The 19,902-nt window shown below is 62.5% G+C and carries 15 protein-coding genes; 11 read left to right on the top strand and 4 right to left on the bottom strand.

Annotation, left to right across the window (positions count from 1 at the left end; all coding sequences use genetic code 11):
* Window positions 1-2: 2 nt before the first annotated feature.
* From AC515T_RS16380 to mqo, 8 genes are all read left to right on the top strand, one after another.
* Window positions 3-938, top strand: a complete 936-nt coding sequence (locus tag AC515T_RS16380; RefSeq protein ID WP_496529165.1) for a quinoprotein relay system zinc metallohydrolase 1 — start codon at window positions 3-5, stop codon at window positions 936-938.
* A 282-nt stretch (window positions 939-1,220) separates the two neighbouring features.
* Entirely contained in the window at window positions 1,221-2,996 is a 1,776-nt protein-coding gene (locus AC515T_RS16375; protein WP_496529164.1) for a PQQ-dependent methanol/ethanol family dehydrogenase, read from the top strand.
* Window positions 2,997-3,265: 269 nt separating this feature from the next.
* Window positions 3,266-4,786, top strand: a complete 1,521-nt coding sequence (exaC, locus tag AC515T_RS16370; protein WP_496529163.1) for an acetaldehyde dehydrogenase ExaC — start codon at window positions 3,266-3,268, stop codon at window positions 4,784-4,786.
* Window positions 4,787-5,036: 250 nt separating this feature from the next.
* The gene (gene pqqA / locus AC515T_RS16365) at window positions 5,037-5,108 is read left to right on the top strand and encodes a pyrroloquinoline quinone precursor peptide PqqA (RefSeq protein ID WP_003243383.1); all 72 of its coding nucleotides are present in this window, start codon (window positions 5,037-5,039) and stop codon (window positions 5,106-5,108) included.
* Between the two features lie 132 nt (window positions 5,109-5,240).
* Window positions 5,241-6,398: an alcohol dehydrogenase-like regulatory protein ErcA gene (gene ercA, locus AC515T_RS16360; RefSeq protein ID WP_496533150.1), complete on the top strand. Its 1,158-nt coding sequence runs from the start codon at window positions 5,241-5,243 to the stop codon at window positions 6,396-6,398.
* Window positions 6,382-7,752 carry a NahK/ErcS family hybrid sensor histidine kinase/response regulator gene (locus tag AC515T_RS16355; protein WP_496529162.1) on the top strand — a complete coding sequence of 457 codons (1,371 nt, stop codon included), beginning with the start codon at window positions 6,382-6,384 and terminating at the stop codon, window positions 7,750-7,752. The genes ercA and AC515T_RS16355 overlap by 17 nt, the downstream gene beginning before the upstream one ends.
* A 286-nt stretch (window positions 7,753-8,038) precedes the next feature.
* Window positions 8,039-9,244 carry an acetyltransferase domain-containing protein gene (locus tag AC515T_RS16350; RefSeq protein ID WP_496529161.1) on the top strand — a complete coding sequence of 402 codons (1,206 nt, stop codon included), beginning with the start codon at window positions 8,039-8,041 and terminating at the stop codon, window positions 9,242-9,244.
* A 381-nt stretch (window positions 9,245-9,625) separates the two neighbouring features.
* Window positions 9,626-11,269, top strand: a complete 1,644-nt coding sequence (gene mqo, locus AC515T_RS16345) for a malate dehydrogenase (quinone) (protein ID WP_496529160.1) — start codon at window positions 9,626-9,628, stop codon at window positions 11,267-11,269.
* A gap of 247 nt (window positions 11,270-11,516) precedes the next feature.
* Here mqo and AC515T_RS16340 read toward each other — a convergent pair whose 3' ends face one another.
* Window positions 11,517-11,993, bottom strand: a complete 477-nt coding sequence (locus AC515T_RS16340; protein WP_496529159.1) for an Rrf2 family transcriptional regulator — start codon at window positions 11,991-11,993, stop codon at window positions 11,517-11,519.
* A gap of 143 nt (window positions 11,994-12,136) precedes the next feature.
* Between AC515T_RS16340 and AC515T_RS16335 the strand changes: the two genes are divergently transcribed.
* On the top strand, window positions 12,137-13,033 hold the full coding sequence (locus tag AC515T_RS16335; RefSeq protein WP_496529158.1) for an NAD(P)/FAD-dependent oxidoreductase: 897 nt from the start codon (window positions 12,137-12,139) through the stop codon (window positions 13,031-13,033).
* Between the two features lie 61 nt (window positions 13,034-13,094).
* Here the strand turns inward: AC515T_RS16335 and AC515T_RS16330 are convergent, their stop codons facing one another.
* Both AC515T_RS16330 and AC515T_RS16325 read right to left on the bottom strand, forming a co-directional pair.
* Window positions 13,095-13,949 carry a CAP domain-containing protein gene (locus AC515T_RS16330; protein ID WP_496529157.1) on the bottom strand — a complete coding sequence of 285 codons (855 nt, stop codon included), beginning with the start codon at window positions 13,947-13,949 and terminating at the stop codon, window positions 13,095-13,097.
* A gap of 194 nt (window positions 13,950-14,143) precedes the next feature.
* The gene (locus AC515T_RS16325; protein ID WP_496529156.1) at window positions 14,144-14,917 is read right to left on the bottom strand and encodes an L-iditol 2-dehydrogenase; all 774 of its coding nucleotides are present in this window, start codon (window positions 14,915-14,917) and stop codon (window positions 14,144-14,146) included.
* A gap of 285 nt (window positions 14,918-15,202) precedes the next feature.
* On the opposite strand from AC515T_RS16325, the gene AC515T_RS16320 reads away from it, so the two are divergent.
* The gene (locus AC515T_RS16320) at window positions 15,203-16,132 is read left to right on the top strand and encodes an AraC family transcriptional regulator (RefSeq protein ID WP_496529155.1); all 930 of its coding nucleotides are present in this window, start codon (window positions 15,203-15,205) and stop codon (window positions 16,130-16,132) included.
* A gap of 183 nt (window positions 16,133-16,315) precedes the next feature.
* Here the strand turns inward: AC515T_RS16320 and AC515T_RS16315 are convergent, their stop codons facing one another.
* Window positions 16,316-18,091, bottom strand: a complete 1,776-nt coding sequence (locus AC515T_RS16315; RefSeq protein WP_496529154.1) for a sigma 54-interacting transcriptional regulator — start codon at window positions 18,089-18,091, stop codon at window positions 16,316-16,318.
* A 285-nt stretch (window positions 18,092-18,376) separates the two neighbouring features.
* Between AC515T_RS16315 and AC515T_RS16310 the strand changes: the two genes are divergently transcribed.
* Complete coding sequence (locus AC515T_RS16310; protein ID WP_496529153.1) at window positions 18,377-19,849, top strand: benzaldehyde dehydrogenase; 1,473 nt, start codon at window positions 18,377-18,379, stop codon at window positions 19,847-19,849.
* The last annotated feature ends 53 nt before the right edge of the window (window positions 19,850-19,902 follow it).

Here is a 19,902-nt window from a genome sequence, read left to right as displayed (position 1 = left end):
CCATGCGTTGGTTGGTATTGATCTGTCTTGGCCTGTGCCTGCCGGCATGGTCCGCCACCGATTATGCACTCAAGCCCCGGCAGATCGCCGAAGGCACTTGGTTGCTGGAAGGCAGCACCGAGAACTTTGCCAAGGCCAACGGCGGCAACATCGTCAACACGGCCTTCATTGTCACCGATGCCGGCGTGGTGGTGATCGACACCGGGCCGTCGAAGCGCTACGGCGAGGCGCTGCGCCAGGCCATTGCGGCGACCACCGATAAGCCGGTCATCCGGGTCTTGCTGACCCATCATCACCCCGACCATGTATTGGGCAACCAGGCGTTCAGCGACGTGCCCATCGGTGCCTTGGCGGGCACCACCGATCTGCTGCGACAACAGGGTGATGCGCTGGCGGAAAACATGTATCGGCTGGTGGGTGATTGGATGCGCGGCACTGAGGTGGTGTTGCCGACCCAGGCGCTGGCGGCCGGGACATTGAAGGTGGGCAATCACTCATTGCGTCTGCTGCAACTGGCCGGGCACACCGGGGCCGACCTGGCGATCCTCGACGAAACCACTGGCGTGTTGTTCGCCGGCGACCTGGTGTTCTACGAACGGGCCCTGACCACCCCCAACAGCCCGGGGCTGGAGGTCTGGCTCAACGACCTGGACACCTTGCAGGCCTTGCCCTGGAAGCAGATCGTGCCCGGCCATGGCCCGGTCGCGCTCGATGCCCGGCCTTTCTTGCAGATGCGCGACTACCTGGGCTGGCTCGACCAGCTGATGCGCGACGGCGCGGCCCGGGGCGACGACATGGCCGAGATGATCCGCAGCCCCATCCCCGAGCGGTTCGCCGGGATCAGCCTGAGCCGGTATGAGTTGATTCGCAGCGTCAGTCATCTTTATCCGCGTTATGAGCGGGCGGGGATGCGGCGGGTGGACACTCAACCCGAATGATTCCCGTGGCGAGGGAGCTTGCTCCCGCTGGGCTGCGCAGCAGCCCCTGTATCAGTCACCCCGGCTATCAATATTGACTGGGCTATTTTTTCAGGGCCGCTGCGCGCCCCAGCGGGAGCAAGCTCCCTCGCCACAGGAGGGTGTTCGCTGTTCCTCCACATGTACCAAGGAACTAGAAAACTCAACACAGCGGGCAATTGTTGGCAGCGGCCCCGAGGCCAAGAATCTGTGGCAGACCGGGAAAATTTCCCGGGTATAACAATAACCGCAGAGGTAGCCGTCATGAGTCATCCCGCACGTCGCCAACCCTTCGCCGTGAGCCTGCTGCTCAGTGCCATGCTGCTGTCCGGTTCGGCCCTTGCAGCCGTGACCGATCAGGAAATTCTCCAGGACCCGAAAAACCCGCAGCAGGTCGTGACCAACGGCCTGGGCGTCCAGGGCCAGCGCTACAGCCCGCTCGATACCCTCAATGTCAATAACGTCAAGGACCTGCGGCCGGTCTGGGCGTTCTCCTTCGGCGGCGAAAAGCAGCGCGGCCAGCAAGCCCAGCCGATGATCAAGGACGGGGTGATGTACCTCACCGGTTCCTATTCGCGGGTGTTCGCGGTGGATGCACGCACCGGCAAGAAACTGTGGCAATACGATGCGCGCCTGCCCGATGACATTCGCCCTTGCTGCGATGTGATCAACCGCGGCGTGGCCTTGTATGGCGACCTGGTGTTCTTCGGCACCCTCGACGCCAAGCTGGTGGCCCTGAACAAGGACACCGGCAAGGTGGTGTGGAGCAAGAAGGTGGCCGACCACAAGGAAGGTTACTCCATCAGCGCCGCGCCCATGGTGGTGAACGGCAAGCTCATTACCGGGGTGGCGGGGGGCGAGTTCGGCGTGGTCGGCCAGATCAGCGCCTACGATCCGAAGAACGGTGAGCTGCTGTGGACCCGCCCGACCGTGGAAGGCCACATGGGCTACGTCTACAAAGATGGCAAGGCGGTCGAGAACGGTATCTCCGGCGGCGAGGCCGGCAAGACCTGGCCGGGCGATCTGTGGAAAACCGGCGGTGCCGCGCCTTGGCTGGGCGGCTACTACGACCCGGAAACCAACCTGCTGCTGTTCGGCACCGGTAACCCGGCGCCGTGGAACTCCCACCTGCGCCCTGGCGACAACCTCTATTCGTCGTCGCGCCTGGCCCTGAATCCTGATGACGGCAGCATCAAATGGCACTTCCAGAGCACGCCTCACGACGGCTGGGATTATGACGGCGTCAACGAACTGATCTCGTTCAATTACAAGGAAGGCGGCAAGGACATCAAGGCGGCGGCGACCGCCGACCGTAACGGCTTCTTCTACGTGCTCGATCGCACCAACGGCAAATTCATCCGCGGCTTCCCGTTTGTCGACAAGATCACCTGGGCCACTGGCCTGGACAAGGAGGGGCGGCCGATCTACAACGAGGCCAGCCGTCCGGGTGCGCCGGGCAGCGAAGCCAAGGGCAGTTCGGTGTTCGTCGCGCCGGCGTTCCTCGGCGCGAAAAACTGGATGCCCATGGCCTACAACCAGGACACTGGCCTGTTCTACGTGCCGTCCAACGAATGGGGCATGGACATCTGGAACGAAGGCATTGCCTACAAGAAAGGCGCGGCGTTCCTCGGGGCCGGTTTCACCATCAAGCCGCTGAACGAGGATTACATCGGCGTGCTGCGGGCCATCGACCCCAAGACCGGCAAGGAAGTCTGGCGCCACAAGAACTTCGCGCCGTTGTGGGGCGGGGTCCTGACCACCAAGGGCAACCTGGTGTTCACCGGCACGCCTGAAGGGTTCCTGCAGGCGTTCAATGCCAAGACCGGGGAAAAGGTCTGGGAATTCCAGACCGGCTCCGGCGTGCTCGGCTCGCCCATCACCTGGGAAATGGACGGCGAGCAATACGTCTCCGTGGTGTCCGGCTGGGGCGGCGCGGTGCCGCTGTGGGGCGGCGAGGTGGCCAAGCGTGTGAAAGACTTCAACCAGGGCGGCATGCTCTGGACCTTCAAGTTGCCGAAAGAGCTCGTAGCCAAGCGCTGAGCCAACCTTGGCAAATGTAGAACCTGTGGGAGCGAGCCTGCTCGCGATGGGGCCAGAACATCTTGCATCGATGGTGACTGATCCGCCGCCATCGCGAGCAAGCTCGCTCCCACATAAAAGCTCCGATTCATCCTCGGATCGCGGCAAAACCTACGACCAAATAACGAGAGTCCCCCCTGCCAACGACGCATTCGTCCGGCAGGCGGGGCTCTCTACCATCGGCCTATCGCCTGTCCCGTGACAGGCATCGACCAGGCAGAGGCCCCATCATGATCTACGCACAACCCGGAACCCCAGGCGCCGTCGTTTCCTTCAAGCCGCGCTATGGCAATTTCATCGGCGGCGAATTCGTCGCGCCGGTCAACGGCGAATACTTCACCAACACGTCCCCGGTCAATGGCGAAGTCATTGCCGAATTTCCGCGTTCCAGCGCCGCCGACATCGACAAGGCACTGGACGCCGCCCATGCCGCCGCCGACGCCTGGGGCAAGACCTCGGTGCAGGACCGCTCCCTGGTGCTGCTGAAAATCGCCGACCGCATCGAGCAGAACCTGGAGATCCTCGCCGTCAGCGAGACCTGGGACAACGGCAAGGCCGTGCGCGAAACCCTCAATGCCGACGTGCCGCTGGCGGCCGACCATTTCCGTTACTTCGCTGGCTGCATTCGCGCCCAAGAGGGTGGGGCGGCCGAGATCAACGAACTGACCACGGCCTATCATTTCCACGAGCCACTGGGCGTGGTCGGGCAGATCATCCCGTGGAACTTCCCGCTGCTGATGGCCGCCTGGAAACTTGCCCCGGCCCTGGCCGCCGGTAACTGCATCGTGCTCAAGCCGGCCGAACAGACGCCGCTGTCGATCATGGTCTTCATGGAACTGATCGCTGACCTGCTGCCACCCGGGGTGTTGAACATCGTCCATGGTTTCGGTCGCGAAGCCGGTGAGGCCCTGGCCACCAGCAAGCGCATCGCCAAGATCGCCTTCACCGGCTCCACCCCGGTGGGCTCGCACATCATGAAATGTGCGGCCGAGAACATCATCCCGTCCACCGTGGAGTTGGGCGGCAAATCGCCGAACATCTTCTTCGAGGACATCATGCAGGCCGAGCCGGCCTTTATCGAAAAGGCTGCCGAAGGGCTGGTGCTGGCGTTCTTCAACCAGGGTGAAGTCTGCACCTGCCCATCCCGTGCCCTGGTGCAGGAGTCGATCTACGTGCCGTTCATGGCCGAGGTGATGAAAAAGATCGCCAAGATCAAGCGCGGAAACCCGCTGGACACCGAGACCATGGTCGGCGCCCAGGCGTCCGAGCAGCAATTCGACAAGATCCTGTCGTACCTCGAAATCGCCCAGCAAGAGGGCGCCGAGCTGCTCACCGGCGGTGCTGCCGAGCGACTCGAGGGGGATTTGTCGAGCGGCTATTACATCCAGCCGACCCTGCTCAAGGGTCACAACAAAATGCGCGTGTTCCAGGAAGAGATCTTCGGCCCGGTGGTGGGTGTGACCACCTTCAAGGACGAAGCCGAAGCCCTGGCGATCGCCAACGACACCGAGTTCGGCCTCGGCGCCGGCCTGTGGACCCGCGACATCAACCGCGCCTACCGCATGGGCCGGGCGATCAAGGCCGGTCGTGTGTGGACCAACTGCTACCACCTGTACCCGGCCCATGCCGCGTTCGGTGGCTACAAGAAGTCCGGCGTGGGGCGTGAAACCCACAAGATGATGCTCGACCACTACCAGCAGACCAAGAACCTGCTGGTGAGCTACGACATCAATCCGTTGGGGTTCTTCTAAGCCGAGACCACAGCACCACCCCCTGTGGGAGCGAGCTTGCTCGCGATAGCGGTCGATCAGTCAACATCAATGTTGAATGTCTCGGCCTCATCGCGAGCAAGCTCGCTCCCACAGGGATTATGCGATTGCATGCCATCCACCCAATACCAACGCACCCCACCCACCGCTTCGAAAGTAGCATTCGAGCCCCAGGCGTGGCGTGCATTAATGACTTTGCCGGAATCGCCCGGTACAAGAAGAGGAAAGACCCATGTGGACTAAACCCGCGTACACCGACCTGCGTATCGGCTTTGAAGTGACGATGTATTTCGCCAACCGATGAGTGCTGGCCCGGCCTGGGACGTTCAGGCCGGGCTACCCATTGGTCTGATTGCATTCACAGCGGGATGCTTTAGGCTCAAGGTATCCCCTGACAATAACAACAGGCTTACCGATGAGCCACGTAACTGAAAAGATGAGCCTCAGTCCGCTGCGCAAGTTCGTTTCTCCTGAAATCATGTTCGGTGCCGGTTGCCGGCACAATGTCGGCAACTACGCCAAGACCTTCGGCGCACGCAAAGTGCTGATCGTCACCGACCCCGGGGTCATTGCCGCTGGTTGGGTGGCCGACGTCGAAGCCAGTCTCCAGGCTCAAGGCATCGATTACTGCATCTACAGCGCCGTCTCGCCCAATCCGCGGGTCGAGGAAGTGATGCTCGGGGCCGACCTGTACCGGGAAAACCATTGCGATGTCATCGTTGCGGTGGGCGGTGGTAGCCCGATGGATTGCGGCAAAGGCATCGGCATTGTCGTTGCCCACGGTCGCAACATCCTCGAATTCGAAGGCGTCGATACCCTGAACGTGCCCAGCCCGCCGCTGATCCTGATACCCACCACGGCGGGAACGTCGGCTGATGTGTCGCAGTTCGTGATCATCTCCAACCAGCAAGAGCGGATGAAGTTTTCCATCGTCAGCAAGGCGGCGGTGCCGGACGTGTCGCTGATCGATCCGGAAACCACCCTGAGCATGGACCCGTTCCTGTCCGCCTGTACCGGCATCGATGCGCTGGTGCATGCCATCGAGGCCTTCGTGTCCACCGGTCACGGCCCGTTGACCGACCCCCATGCACTGGAAGCCATGCGCCTGATCAATGGCAACCTGGTGCAGATGATCGCCAACCCGACGGACATCGCCCTGCGGGAAAAAATCATGCTGGGCAGCATGCAGGCGGGTCTGGCGTTCTCCAACGCGATCCTCGGGGCCGTGCACGCGATGTCCCATAGCCTGGGCGGTTTCCTCGATTTGCCCCATGGCCTGTGCAACGCGGTACTGGTGGAGCACGTGGTGGCGTTCAACTACAACTCGGCACCGGAGCGTTTCAAGGTGATAGCCGAGACCCTGGGTATCGATTGCCGGGGGCTCAACCACCAGCGGATCCGCGGCCGGCTGGTGGAGCACCTGATTGCCCTCAAGCACACCATCGGTTTCCACGAGACCCTGGGTCTGCACGGTGTAAGCACCTCGGACATTCCGTTCCTGTCGCAACATGCGATGCACGACCCGTGCATCCTCACCAATCCTCGGGAGTCGAGCCAGCGGGATGTCGAGGTCGTCTATGGCGAAGCCCTCTGACGAGCAGCAAAAAGCCCTGGAAGGGCTGCTGGGGCTGGGCAATCACTCGACGCGCAAGAGTCATTATCCGGAACTGACGGCGCGCCTCGATGAGTTGGAGCAGGCCCGGCGACACCTGCAACAGCTCAATGACCAACTGGAGCAGCGAGTGGCCGAGCGCACCGATGCGCTGTTGGAAGCCAACCACAACCTGCAGCAGCAGATTGCCCAGCGCGAGCGGGTCGAACAGCAATTGCGCGACGCCCGGGACGTCGCCCAGGCCGCCAACCGCAGCAAGGACAAATACCTGGCCGCCGCCAGCCATGATCTGTTGCAGCCCCTCAACGCGGCCCGCCTGCTGATCGCCACGTTGCGTGAACGCCAACTGCCTGCCGCCGAGCATGTGCTGGTGGAACGCACCCACCAGGCACTGGAAGGGGCCGAAGACCTGCTCACCGACCTGCTGGACATTTCCCGGCTGGACCAGGCCGCCGTCAAGCCCGACCTGGCGCCGTATCGCCTGGATGAGTTGCTGGGGCCGCTGGTGTCGGAGTTTCAATCGGTGGCCGGTGCTGCCGGGTTGGAGTTGCGGGTGCGGTTTGGTGATGAAGCGGTGCTGACCGACCTGCGATTGATCAGCCGTATCCTGCGCAACCTGCTGAGTAATGCCTGCCGCTACACCGACCAGGGCGGCATTCTCCTGGCGGCCCGGCGCCGGGGAGGGCGTTTGAGCCTGGAAGTCTGGGACACAGGAAGGGGGATCGCCGCCGATTGCCTGGAGTCGATTTTCCTCGAATTCAACCAATTGGGCGTCGGCCGGGCGGCGGATCGCAAAGGCGTGGGCCTGGGGTTGGCGATTGTCGAGCGCATCGCCCATATCCTCGGCTACCGGGTGCGGGTGCGTTCGCGGCCGGGACGGGGCTCGGTGTTCAGTATCGAGGTGCCGCTGTCGGATGAAAAACCACTGCCCGTGTCGCTGGCCCCGGTCCAGGCGGTCGCCGGCAACCCGCTGCCGGGGCGGCGCTTGTTGGTGATCGACAATGAGCTGAGCATCCTGCAAAGCATGGCCGCGCTGTTGGGGCAATGGGGCTGCGACGTGTTGACCGCCACCGACGAAGCGGGCGCTCTCGACGTGCTGCAAGGCCGCGCGCCGGAGCTGATCCTGGCGGATTTCCATTTGGATCATGGGGTCGTGGGCTGTGAAGTGGTCAAGCACCTGCGCGAGCATTTCCACCAGGCGATCCCGGCGGTGATCATCACCGCCGACCGCAGCGACCAGTGCCGCCGCGCCCTGCGCAAGCTGGATGCACCGCTGCTCAACAAACCGGTCAAGCCTGGCAAGTTGCGGGCGGTGTTGAGTCAGATGCTCGGGTAGCGCTATAGCGCAAAACTGAGGTGTTCCCCGAAATCGCATCAACTCCGAATCCCCTGTGGGAGCGAGCTTGCTCGCGATGAGGCAGGACATCTTGCATCGATGTTGACTGACCGCGAGCAAGCTCACTCCCACAGGTTTTCTGGAGGTCGTGAAAATCCCATCCGCTACAAGATCCTGTGGAGCGAGCCTGCTCGCGAAAGCGATTTTATGTTATGTTATCCGCTTTCGTTTGGCAGGGATTCTCATTCCTCGCCTTGTATGGACCCACGACCTTCCGAGTAATGCCATGAGCCAATCCCCAAGCATGACGAGCCCGTCCGGCGTCATCGCGCCCGCACTTGCAGCCAGTACCGTCAAAACCCATGTGCGCATGCTCGCCATCGATGCCTTGCGCGGCTTCGTCATGCTGCTGATGCTGGTGGATCACGTTCGCGAGACGTTTCTGTTGCACCGCCAGGTCACCGACCCCATCGATGCGTTGAGCGTGACCCCGGACCTGTATTTCACCCGTCTGCTCAGTACGCTCTGTGCCCCGGTCTTCATCTTCCTCACCGGTTTGTCGGCCTGGCTCTACAGCCAGAAACACACCGCCGGCCAGACCTCGGTGTTCCTGCTCAAGCGCGGCCTGTTCCTGGTCTTCCTGGAGCTCACCTTCGTCTGTTTCGCCTGGAACGCCGAATTCCCGCCCAAGACCTTGTGGCTACAAGTGATCTGGTGCATCGGCATCTGCATGATCGTCCTGGCCGCGTTGCTGCACTTCAAGCGCCGTTGGCTGATCGTCCTTGGGGTGGCCATTGTCGCCGGGCACAACCTGCTGGACGGTGTGGTGCTGGGGCCCGATTCTCCCTTTTTCGTGCCGTGGTCGATTCTTCACCAGCGGGCGTTCATCGATATCACCGAGTTCACTCGCGCCCGCACCACGTATCCGGTGCTGCCGTGGATTGGCGTGATCCTGCTGGGGTGGGCCATCGGGCCGTGGTTCGGCAAGGACGTCGAGCCCGCCGTGCGCCTGCGCCGGTTGTTCACGATGGGCTTGGGCTTGCTGCTGGCCTTCGTGTTCATCCGGTACCTGAATGTGTACGGCGACAAGCCCTGGGTCCAGACCGGCGATGCGCTGCGCACCTTCATGAGCTTCATGAGTGCGACGAAGTACCCGCCGTCGCTGATGTTCCTGATGCCGACCCTGGGAATAGGGCTGATGTTGCTGGCACTCTTTGAAAAAGCCCAGGAGCGGGGCGCCATTGCGCTGTTGGCGATCTACGGCGGCGCACCGATGTTCTTTTATCTGCTGCACCTTTACGTGCTCAAGGCGCTGTACCTGATTGCAGTTGCCATCTGGGGAACCAACCAGGGTGCTTATTTCGGGTTCGATGATTTGCCTATGGTGTGGTTATGGAGTGTGCTGCTGGGTGTGGCGCTGTTTTTCCCGACACGGTGGTTCGCCGGGCTCAAACAACGTCGTCGTGATATCGCGATCCTCAAGTATCTCTGACCGGAAGGCCCTGACCCCACGGAAGACGTCGATCAGGGCCATTAAAATGCCGTCATTTGGTCGGCGTTTTTGCCAAGAATGTAAAAATGCGCTTCGGTCTGTTTATTTCCTTCTGTAAACTCCCCCCGCTGCGACAATCGGGCACGGCCACGCCAGGCCCGATGAACACCGTTTGCAGCGTCCCTCACCCAGCTGAAGCCAAGACCTACAAGAAGTCAGCGCCGGAGAGACATAAACGAGAGGCCGACGAATCTGCTCGGCCCTGTAGGTCCATCCTCCAGTCCGTCTCGATCCCATCCCCCTGGCGTTGCTGGCCATGGATGTGGTCTATCCTTGATCAGGACCGGTGGACGGAATGGCGTTCATCCTAGGGATACACACATGTTGAAGAAAACACACACGGCGCTACTGGGCCTGGCGATGGCGATGGGTCTTGCGACCACGCACGCCGCCGAGCCAAAAAAAGTGGATGTCTTGCTCATTGGTGGGGGCATCATGAGCTCGACACTCGGCGTCTGGCTCAATGAGCTGGAGCCGGGCTGGACCATGGAAATGGTCGAGCGCCTGGACGGTGTTGCCGAAGAGAGCTCCAACGGCTGGAACAACGCCGGTACCGGCCACTCCGCGCTGGCCGAGCTGAACTACACACCGGAAGACAAGAACGGCAAGGTCGATATCTCCAAGGCCATCGAAATCAACGAAGCCTTCCAGATCTCCCGTCAGTTCTGGTCCTGGCAGGTCAAGAACGGTGTGCTGAAGAATCCGCGCTCGTTCATCAACTCCACGCCGCACATGAGCTTTTTGTGGGGCGACGAGAACATCGCGTTCCTGAAGAAGCGCTACGAAGCCCTCCAGGCCAGCCCGTTGTTCGCCGGCATGCAGTATTCCGAAGACCGCGAGCAGATCAGCAAGTGGGTTCCACTGATGATGCAAGGGCGTGACCCGAGCCAGAAAGTCGCGGCCACCTGGAGTCCCCTGGGTACTGACGTGAACTTCGGCGAAATCACTCGTCAATTCGCCGCTTACCTGCAAACCAAGCCGAACTTCTCCCTCAAGCTGTCCAGCGAAGTGGAAGAGATCACCCGCAACGAAGACGGCACCTGGCGCGTTTCGTACAAGAACCTGAAAGACGGTACCGAAACCGAGACCGACGCCAAGTTCGTGTTCATCGGCGCCGGCGGCGGTGCGTTGCACCTGCTGCAGAAGTCCGATATCCCGGAAGCGCGTGAATACGCAGGTTTCCCGGTGGGTGGTTCGTTCCTGGTCACCGAAAACCCGACCGTCGCCCAACTGCACCTGGCGAAAGCGTATGGCAAGGCTTCGGTGGGCGCACCGCCGATGTCGGTTCCACACCTGGACACCCGTGTGCTCGATGGCAAGCGCGTGATCCTGTTTGGCCCGTTCGCAACGTTCTCCACCAAGTTCCTGAAGAACGGTTCGTACTTCGACCTGCTGACCAGCACCACCACCCACAACGTGTGGCCGATGACCAAGGTCGGTATCGAACAGTACCCACTGGTCGAATACCTGGCCGGCCAGCTGATGCTGTCGGATGAAGATCGCTTCAACGCCCTGAAAGAGTACTTCCCGGAGGCCAAGCAAGAAGATTGGCGCCTGTGGCAGGCCGGCCAGCGCGTGCAGATCATCAAGCGTGACGAAGAGAAGGGCGGCGTCCTGAAACTCGGCACCGAAGTGGTCGCTTCCCAGGACGGCAGCATCGCCGGCCTGCTGGGTGCCTCGCCAGGCGCCTCGACCGCTGCGCCGATCATGCTGACCGTGCTTGAGAAAGTCTTCAAGGACAAGGTCGCAAGCCCGGCCTGGCAGGAAAAACTGCGCCAGATCGTGCCGAGCTACGGCACCAAGCTCAACGATAGCCCTGAGCGCGTAGCCCAGGAATGGGCGTACACCAGCGAGGTCCTGCAACTGGACCCGCCACCGGCGATCGGCAAGCCAGGCGCCCCTGCGGCACCGGCCAAGCCGGGCGCAGCCCCTGAGGCTAACCCAGCGGCTGACATGGCGCTGTAAGCTGGACGCTGTTTGGTAAGGTACAAAAAACGCCGCTCATTGAGCGGCGTTTTTTTGGGTTAGGTAAACCCTGTGGGAGCGAGCCTGCTCGCGATGACGGTTTACCTGAACAGACAATGTTGAATGTGCCAGCGCTTTCGCGAGCAAGCTCGCTCCCACAATGTTCCCGGCTGGCTGCGAGTTTTGTATCGGCCACCGGCCCCTTGTGGGAGCGAGCTTGCTCGCGATGACGCACGGTCAGCCAGCATCAATGCTCGATCTGCCCCCGATGTGTCAGATCATCTGTGCTTGTTCCACCTATCTCTCTGAACCGCACATCAAAATCCTCCGCCAACTGCGCCAGGGTAATCGCCCCCAAACGCTTGAGCAGCAATGCCTGGGCCTCATCGAACGCATCCGTCAGCGCCGCATTCACCGCTTGTTCCACCAGGCATTGCGGATGATCGGTGGACAGGCCGATGGCAAAGATCGACGTGCTGCCCAAGGCCTGGTGGATATCCAGCAACGTCATCTCCGACAGCGGCTTGCTCAGGGTCCAACCACCGCGATGGCCTTTTTCCGACGTGACATAACCCTGTTCCTTGAGCAGCGCCATGGTCCGGCGCACCACCACCGGGTTGGTGCCCAGCATCTGCGCGAGGGTGTCGGATGTGGCGGATTGTTGATGGCGATCCATGTGGATCAGCACGTGGAGCATGCGGGATAGACGGGTGTCGGTTCTCATGAGCGTTGCAGCGTTCTGTGTGGAGACGGGCGCGAGTATCGCCTGTAATTGCAAAAGTTACGAGATCGTTGACAGTGGCTTTTCAAGGAACTTACGATGTGTCGAGACTTTTCAGTTCGGCCAAACCACCTTGGAGATTGATCATGCGCTACGACGTCATCATCGCCGGCGGCAGCTACGCCGGTATGTCCGCGGGCCTGCAACTGGCCCGTGCCCGCCGCAACGTGTTGGTGATCGATGCTGGCCAGCGGCGCAACCGGTTCGCGGCCAGCTCCCATGGTTTTCTCGGGCAGGACGGTCGTGCCCCCGGGGACATTGTCGAAGAGGCGCGCCGCCAGCTATTGGCCTATTCGACGGTGGAATGGGTATCGAGTACCGCGATCGCGGCCAGCCAGGAGGCGGGAGGGTTCGCCGTGGAAACCGTCGACGGGCAGCGCTACCGTGCCCGGCGTCTGTTGTTGGCCGGCGGTGTCATCGATGAGTTGCCAGACGTGGAAGGGCTGGCGCAGCGCTGGGGCAAAAGTGTCTTCCATTGCCCGTACTGCCACGGCTACGAGCTGGAACAAGGCCCCATCGGGGTGTTGGCCACCTCGCCGATGTCGCTCCACCATGCCCTGATGCTGCCCGACTGGGGGCCGACGACGTTGTTCAGCAACGGCATGTTCGAGCCCGACGCGGAGCAACTGGACAGCCTGGCGCGACGCGGCGTGGTCCTGGTGCCGGAACGTGTCGAACGTCTTGAAGGCGAACGGGCCGACGTGGTGCTCGCCAACGGACGTGTGGTTGCCATTGACGGCCTGTTTGTCTTGCCGCGTATCCAGGTGGCCGGTTCACTTGCGGCGTCCTTGGGTTGCGCGCTTGAAGACGGCCCGCTCGGGGCGTTCATCCAGGCCGACCCGATGACGCGTGCAACCAGCGTCCCGGGGGTATTTGCCTGTGGCGATGCGGCGATGCCGTTCGGCTCGGTGGCGTTGGCGGTCGGCGATGGGGTGAGGGCGGGGTCAGGCGTACATCAGTCGTTGATCTTCAGTGCGCACTGAGGGCATCCACGCTCCCACAGGATAGTGGCCTGTGGGAGCGAGCCTACCCGTGATGGCACCGCTACTGTTGGGTGCCAAACATCGCCGTCCAATAGATTCCCGCATCGCTTTTCGGATCGGTCGCATACCCGGCGCCCAATTCGCGGAACTGCGGGTTCATCAGGTTGGCGCAGTGCCCCGGGCTGGCCAGCCAGCCGTCCACCACCTTGAGCGCGGTGTCTTGTCCGGCGGCAATGTTCTCGCCGATCAATTGGCCCAGATAGCCAGCCAGCTCGGCACGGTCGCCCGGCGTGCGGTTGTCGCGGTCCTTGTGGTCGAAGAAGTTGTTGTTGGCCATGGCCCGGGTGTGTGTGACGGCGGCCAGGGCCAAGGTGGCGTTCCAGGCCAGCGGCGTGGTGGCGGCGAAGGCTTCGGTGCCGCAGCGACGCGGCTGGGCGCGGGCGCTGTTGATCAGCTTCAGCAGTTTCTGGCCTTCGGTCTGCCAATCACCCAGGCGCGCCGACAACAACGGGCGCGCCAGCACGATGCGCCATTCGCGATCCAGGCGGCTGACGCCGATGTCAATGAACTGCGGGTCGAGTACCACCTGGCAGAAGCTCTCCTGCACGGCTTTCATGGCCGATTGCGCATCGCGCGGCCCGGACAGGCTGATGGCTTGCACGTTGACCATGGGATAGGCCGCCCGTGCCAGCGCCTGTTGCAGGTCGCCGATACCATTGGCCGACAGGATCAGCCGGGAGTCCATGGCCAGCGGCGGCAACTCCAGCGAGGCCTGGCCGGCACAGCTTTGGGATTGGCTGCGGTAAAGGTTGATGGACTCGACCAGTTGCGTCTCTTCGGTGGCCGTGGCGCTGGTGGCGAACACCAGGCCCAGCGACAGCACGACAAGACCCATGACGGATGGAATGGCACGCATGTAAATCTCCCTTGAGCGGACGGCGCCTATGATGCGCAATTTTTGCCCCGCTGGGGCAACGGTATTCACGCTCTCTTGAAATCCCTTGGAACGGCACCGTTGGGTACCGCTTGGGACAATCCTCAAGTAGTGGGATCAATTTTCAAGCGAATAAGTCCATTTCCGTGGTTTCAAGGCCATAAAAACCCGGATTATCAGTTCATCCAGTTACCGCCATCGACGTTATACGTCTGTGCCACCACGTATTCGCTCTCCGCCGAGGCCAGGAAAATCGCCATGCCGGTGAGGTCTTCCGCAGTGCCCATTCGGCCATAGGGCACCTGCTGGCCGACCTGGCGCTTCTTTTCCCCCAGTGGCAGGTTTTCGTGGCGGGCGAACAGCGCGTCCACGCCGTCCCAATGCTCGCCATCCACCACACCGGGGGCGATGGCGTTGACGTTGATCCGATGTTTGATCAGGTCCAGCCCGGCGGACTGGGTCAGGCTGATCACCGCCGCCTTGGTGGCGCAATAGACCGCCACCAGGGCCTCGCCACGCCGGCCGGCCTGGCTGGCCATGTTGATGATTCGCCCGCCATGGCCCTGGCGGATCATCTGCCGCGCCGCCGCCTGCAGCGTGAACAGCGTGCCGGCGACGTTGATGGAAAACAGCCGCTCGTAGCTTTGACGGGTGATGTCCACGATGGGTGCCAGGTCGAACAACGCGGCGTTGTTGATCAGGATATCCAGCTTGCCCGCCCGGGCCACCACGGCCGCTATGGCCTGGTCGATGGAGGCCTGGTCCGTTACGTCCATATTGACCGCGTAGGCGTTGTCGCCCAGTTCGGTGGCAGTGGCCTGGGCCCGCTCAAGGTCGATATCGGCGATCGCCACCGTGGCCCCTTCGTTGATATAGGCCTGGGCAAACGTCCTGCCGATACCACGGGCGGCGCCGGTCACCAGGGCACTTTTTCCTTCCAGTCGTTTCATGGGGTTGTCCTGTCTTCAGTCTAGGTAGTAGGCGGTGCACACAGCCTTTATGTGGCGAGGGCGCAAGCTCCCCCGCCACATAAAGGCCGGTCATGGGCAAGCCGATTACAGCAGCGCCCGTGGAGGCCGACAAACGCAGGGAGGATCGCGGGCTGATACTTTTTTAACGCCCTTGAGTGCGCCAGATGTGGGTTAAAAAAGTATCGGTGGGCGGTCAGGTCGAGGCTGGCGAAGCGCTGCGCTCTCGGCGTAAGGTGCCCGTTATAACGATAAAAGAGGCGCGCCATGCCTGATCACCGAACGCCCCTGTTCGAGCAGCGACCAGCCGAACTGGAAGTCATCCTGCCCGAGCCCGAACACAGTTTTCGCTGGTACGAGCATGACTACCCGTACCCGCTGGCGCGCTGGAACCATCACCCTGAATTTGAAATCCACCTGATCCGCCAGGGCAGCGGGAAACTGTTGGCGGGCGATTACATCGGCCCGTTTGGCCCCGGCCATGTGGCGATGATCGGCCCGGATTTGCCCCACGACTGGATGGGCGACCTGGCGCCGGGAGAGCACTTGGCCGGGCGCGACGTGGTGTTGCAATTCGACGGCGCCATGCTGCTGACCTTGCGCCGTACCTTGCCCGAACTGGGGGATCTGCAGGGACTGTTCGAACGCGCCCGCCGTGGCCTGGCCTTCGGTGGCAATACGGCGCAGCAGGCCGCGCACCTGCTGGAAACCATCGGCCCGGCCCGGGGGCTGGCGCGATTGGCGCTGTTCCTGAAGCTGCTTCACACCCTCAATCAAGCTCCCGGCGATGAGGCCCTGAGCCTGGCGAGCCCTTGCTACGCGCCGACCCTGGATGCGCGCAGTTCCGAGCGCATCCATAAAGCCTTCGAATACCTGCAAGCCGAACTCACCGGCGACCTGCGCCTGTCGGTGATCGCCCGCCAATTGGACATGAGCGAGCCAGGCTTTTCGCGGTTCTTCAAGCGCATCACCGGGCACGGTTTCATCGACTTGATGCGCAAGCTGCGGGTCCAGCGCGCCTGCCGTTTGTTGTTGCAGAGCGAAATGCCGGTGACCGACGTCTGTTTTGAAGTGGGCTACAACAACCTGTCCAACTTCAACCGGCATTTCCGCATCGAAATGAACCAGACCCCCAGCGAATATCGGCGGGGGGCTTTTGCCCTGCCTGACGGAGCCTGTCATGTTGAACGTCGTTGAACAGCAGGCAATGGCTGGAGCGCCACCGCCAACTGATCCACCGCCATCGCGAGCAAGCTCGCTCCCACAGGTCATGTTGTTCACTTCAGACCGTCGACAAACCCGTGGCGAGGGAGCTTGCTCCCGCTGGGTCGCGAAGCGGCCCCAAAAACCTGCCTTCGCAGCATCCCCCAGGTTCGGTGTTTAGCCTGGGATACCTTTTTGATGCTTCTTCAATCGATACGCGAACTGCGCCCGGCTCAGCCCCAACGAGCGTGCGGCCGCCGCGAGGTTGCCGCTGCTCAGTTGCAGGGCTTCGTTGATCAGGCGTGATTCCAGGCCGTCAATGGAGAAGTCCGCGTCCAGTTGGCTGAGGGACTGGAGCAGCGCCGGTTTTTCCGCGGCATCGTTGGCGGCCAGGCCCATCGGCGAGAGGCCGCCGAGGTGGTCCACGGAGTACGCATCCACCGGCAATTGCTCATTGCGAAACAGATGGACCAGGTCAATCGCCTGGCCTTCTTCGCTGGCGATCAAGCCCCGTTCGATGAGGTTCTGCAATTCCCGTACGTTACCGGGAAAGTCATAGCGCAACAGCACCTTCAAGGCGCGCATGGTCAGGCCCATCGGCGTGCGGCCGTATTCCTGGCAAAAACGCGTGAGAAAGGCATTGATCAGCAACGGTATGTCATCGCGGCGCTCGCGCAGGGGCGGCAGGGCGATGGGGTAGACGTTGAGCCGGTAGAACAGGTCTTCACGGAATGCGCCTTCCGCTACGGCCTTGCGCAGGTCGATGTTGGTGGCCGCCACGACCCGCACATCGACCTTGATGCCGTGGCCGCCGCCGATCCGTTCGATTTCCCGCTCCTGCAAGGCGCGCAGCAATTTGCTTTGCCCGGCCAGGCTCAGGCAGGTGATCTCATCCAGGAACAACGTGCCCCCGTGGGCGCGCTCGAAACGACCGGGGCGTGAATGGGTGGCGCCGGTGTAGGCACCGCGCTCGACGCCGAACAGTTCGGCCTCGATCAGGTTGTCGGGAATGGCCGCGCAGTTGAGGGCGATGAACGGGCCATCGCGGCGGCGGCTCAGTTGGTGCAACTGGCGGGCGAACATCTCCTTGCCCACGCCGGATTCGCCGCTGACCAGCACGGTGGCGGGGGTCAAGGCCACCCTTTGCAAAGCCTGGGTCGCGGCGTTGAAGGCGGCGCTGGCACCGATCAGCGGCTGTTCGCTGTCCGGCAGCAGGGCGGCTCCGGCCACACTGTCGGACTGAGTGTCGGCGCGCGCGACGACCGTCGGCGGGGAGGCGTTGAGGTAATTCAGATCCTGCTCGATGTCACCCCATTGTTCGGCGGTCTTGCCGACGACTCGGCAGCGTTCGTGGCCCATGCCCCGGCATTCCACCTCGCGAAAGACCACCAGTTGCCCGAACAACCCGCTGACGAAACCGATGGCGTAGCCCAGTTCGGTCCAGCACACCGGATCCTGCCCGGTGCCATAGGCGGCGACATGCTCGTCGGCTTCGCAGGAGTGATGCCAGAGAAATTCCCCCTCATAGAACCCCGAGTCGGCGTCGAACTTGAAATGCAGCGGCTCGACCTTGGTCATGCCTTCGAGGGTGTGCAGATGCGTGCCGGCGCGAAACACCGCCGCGGCATCGGCGTGGGGCCAGCGTTCACGAATCAGCCGGGCGTCGCGGGCGCCGGAGGAATAACCGGTGCGGGTAAGCATGCCTCGGGCCTGCTCCAGCCCCTGGCGTTCGATGATTTCCCGGCGCAGCGCACCGAAGGAGGAGCTGTGCAACAGCAACATGCGCTGATCGTTGAGCCAGATACGGCCATCGTCCGGGGAGAAAAACAGGCACGCGGTGAGTTCCGCCGTTGTGGGCGAACTGCTGTCGCTCAGCTCGTTGCTGTCACCCCGTGGATGGAAATGCTCGGTGGCGATCCGGTGATCCGGCAACTGGCAGTGGGGATTATTCATTGTTATGCCCCTGATGACGGGATGATCGAAATGATCACCTGGCGAGATAGTTATTAAGCATAACTTTATCAAATGAACAAGCGGCAGCTGGCCAACGGCCAGGTCGGCGGCGGCTTCATGAACCTGGTGCCTGGCGAAGAACCTTGAACCAGAGCCTTTCGCCAGGTTTATCAAGGCCTGCGGGCAAAACCGGCACAGCGCTTGCTCAAGCACTTGCACGGCGTTTGCGTCGATACCTTCCAGGTGCGGCAAACGATGACAACAACAAAGAGCCGGGAGTGTTAAATGTCTGCACCCAAAAGCCACCTGCTGTCCCAGGTGATCGAATCGGAATGTGTCTTCAACGGGGATTGGGTGCCTGCCTCGGGCCCGCTGCAATCGATCATCGAGCCGGCCACCGGTGAGCGGCTGATGCGCTGTGCCACGGCCGACACCGCCGACATCGCCAAGGCCAGTCGCGACGCCGCCCTGGCCCAACCGGCATGGGCGGCCCTGGGCCCGCGGCAACGGGCGGCGATCTTCCGCAAGGCCGCCGACGTGGCTGAGCAGTCTTTCGACGAGCTGGCGTTGTACGTGGCCCGGGAGACCGGCGCCGCGCTGTTCAAGGGCCAGCACGAAGTGCGCGAAGCCATCGTGCTGTTGCATCAGGCCGCCGGCCTGCTGTCCCAGGCCCATGGGGTGGTCCTGCCCAGCGAGGCAGGGCGCCTGTCCTATGCGCGGCGCCAGCCCCATGGCGTGGTCGGGGTGATTTCGCCTTTCAACTTTCCTCTGGTGCTGTCCATGCGCTCCGTCGCGCCAGCCCTGGCGGCGGGCAACGCGGTGGTGCTCAAGCCGGATCCGCAGACCCCGGTGAGCGGCGGTTTCCTCATCGCCCGGTTGTTCGAAGTGGCAGGCCTGCCCAAGGGCCTGCTGCAAGTGTTGCCCGGCGCGGCGGATGCCGGTGAGGCGCTGTGCCGCGACCCTAATGTGCGCATGATCGCCTTCACCGGTTCCACCGGCGCCGGGCGCAAGGTCGCTGAAGTGGCCGGGCGCAACCTGAAGAAGGTTGCCCTGGAGTTGGGCGGCAAGAACCCACTGATCATTCTCGAAGACGCCGACCTCGACCTCGCGGCCCGGAACGCGGCCTGGGGCGCCTGGCTGCATCAAGGGCAGATTTGCATGGCCACCGGGTTGATTCTCGCCCATGAATCCATCGCCGCCGAGCTGACCCGCAAACTGGTGGAAAAGGCCCAGGCCATGACCCTCGGCAACGCCGCCCGGGAAGAGGCCGCGATGGGGCCGCTGATCAATAAGCGACAGTTGCAAAGGGTCCACGACATCGTCAGCGACACCGTGCTCGCTGGGGCCCGACTGGAGGCCGGCGGCGATCACGATCGGCTGTTCTACCAGGCCACGGTGCTCAGCGGCGTGAAGCCGGGCATGCGCGCCTTCGACGAGGAGGTCTTCGGGCCGGTGGCAACGGTGGTCAGCTTCGCTACCGATGACGAAGCCATCGAGTTGGCCAATCGCACCGAGTACGGTTTGGCGGCGGCGATCATTTCACCGTCGGTGGGCCGGGCCATGGCCATCGGTGAGCGGTTGCAGTGCGGCATGTTGCACATCAATGACCAGACCGTCGCCGATGAGTGCGTCAACCCGTTCGGCGGGCGCGGCGCCTCGGGCAATGGCGGCAGCGTCGGCGGCCCGGCGGACTGGGACGAGTACACCCAATGGCAGTGGGTGACAGTCAAGGACACGGCGCCGGTCTACCCGTTCTGACAGGGGTTTTACCGGGCCCGATGAGCTGAGGGCCCGTGGGTACACAAAAATAA

The organism is Pseudomonas sp. FSO-7 (assembly GCF_059579345.1).
Note: the sequence above shows the minus strand (reverse complement) of the source record. Positions and strands in the feature narration are given on the sequence as shown.

Bases quoted from the DNA above. Each gene is read 5' to 3' on its own strand.
- AC515T_RS16330 (WP_496529157.1), bottom strand. From the start codon at position 13,949: ATGCGTGCCATTCCATCCGTCATGGGTCTTGTCGTGCTGTCGCTGGGC.
- AC515T_RS16340 (WP_496529159.1), bottom strand. From the start codon at position 11,993: ATGAGAACCGACACCCGTCTATCCCGCATGCTCCACGTGCTGATCCAC.
- AC515T_RS16310 (WP_496529153.1), top strand. From the start codon at position 18,377: ATGTCTGCACCCAAAAGCCACCTGCTGTCCCAGGTGATCGAATCGGAA.
- AC515T_RS16380 (WP_496529165.1), top strand. From the start codon at position 3: ATGCGTTGGTTGGTATTGATCTGTCTTGGCCTGTGCCTGCCGGCATGG.
- AC515T_RS16315 (WP_496529154.1), bottom strand. From the start codon at position 18,091: ATGAATAATCCCCACTGCCAGTTGCCGGATCACCGGATCGCCACCGAG.
- AC515T_RS16325 (WP_496529156.1), bottom strand. From the start codon at position 14,917: ATGAAACGACTGGAAGGAAAAAGTGCCCTGGTGACCGGCGCCGCCCGT.
- AC515T_RS16355 (WP_496529162.1), top strand. From the start codon at position 6,382: ATGGCGAAGCCCTCTGACGAGCAGCAAAAAGCCCTGGAAGGGCTGCTG.
- ercA (WP_496533150.1), top strand. From the start codon at position 5,241: ATGAGCCTCAGTCCGCTGCGCAAGTTCGTTTCTCCTGAAATCATGTTC.
- exaC (WP_496529163.1), top strand. From the start codon at position 3,266: ATGATCTACGCACAACCCGGAACCCCAGGCGCCGTCGTTTCCTTCAAG.
- mqo (WP_496529160.1), top strand. From the start codon at position 9,626: ATGTTGAAGAAAACACACACGGCGCTACTGGGCCTGGCGATGGCGATG.
- AC515T_RS16335 (WP_496529158.1), top strand. From the start codon at position 12,137: ATGCGCTACGACGTCATCATCGCCGGCGGCAGCTACGCCGGTATGTCC.
- AC515T_RS16320 (WP_496529155.1), top strand. From the start codon at position 15,203: ATGCCTGATCACCGAACGCCCCTGTTCGAGCAGCGACCAGCCGAACTG.
- AC515T_RS16375 (WP_496529164.1), top strand. From the start codon at position 1,221: ATGAGTCATCCCGCACGTCGCCAACCCTTCGCCGTGAGCCTGCTGCTC.
- AC515T_RS16350 (WP_496529161.1), top strand. From the start codon at position 8,039: ATGAGCCAATCCCCAAGCATGACGAGCCCGTCCGGCGTCATCGCGCCC.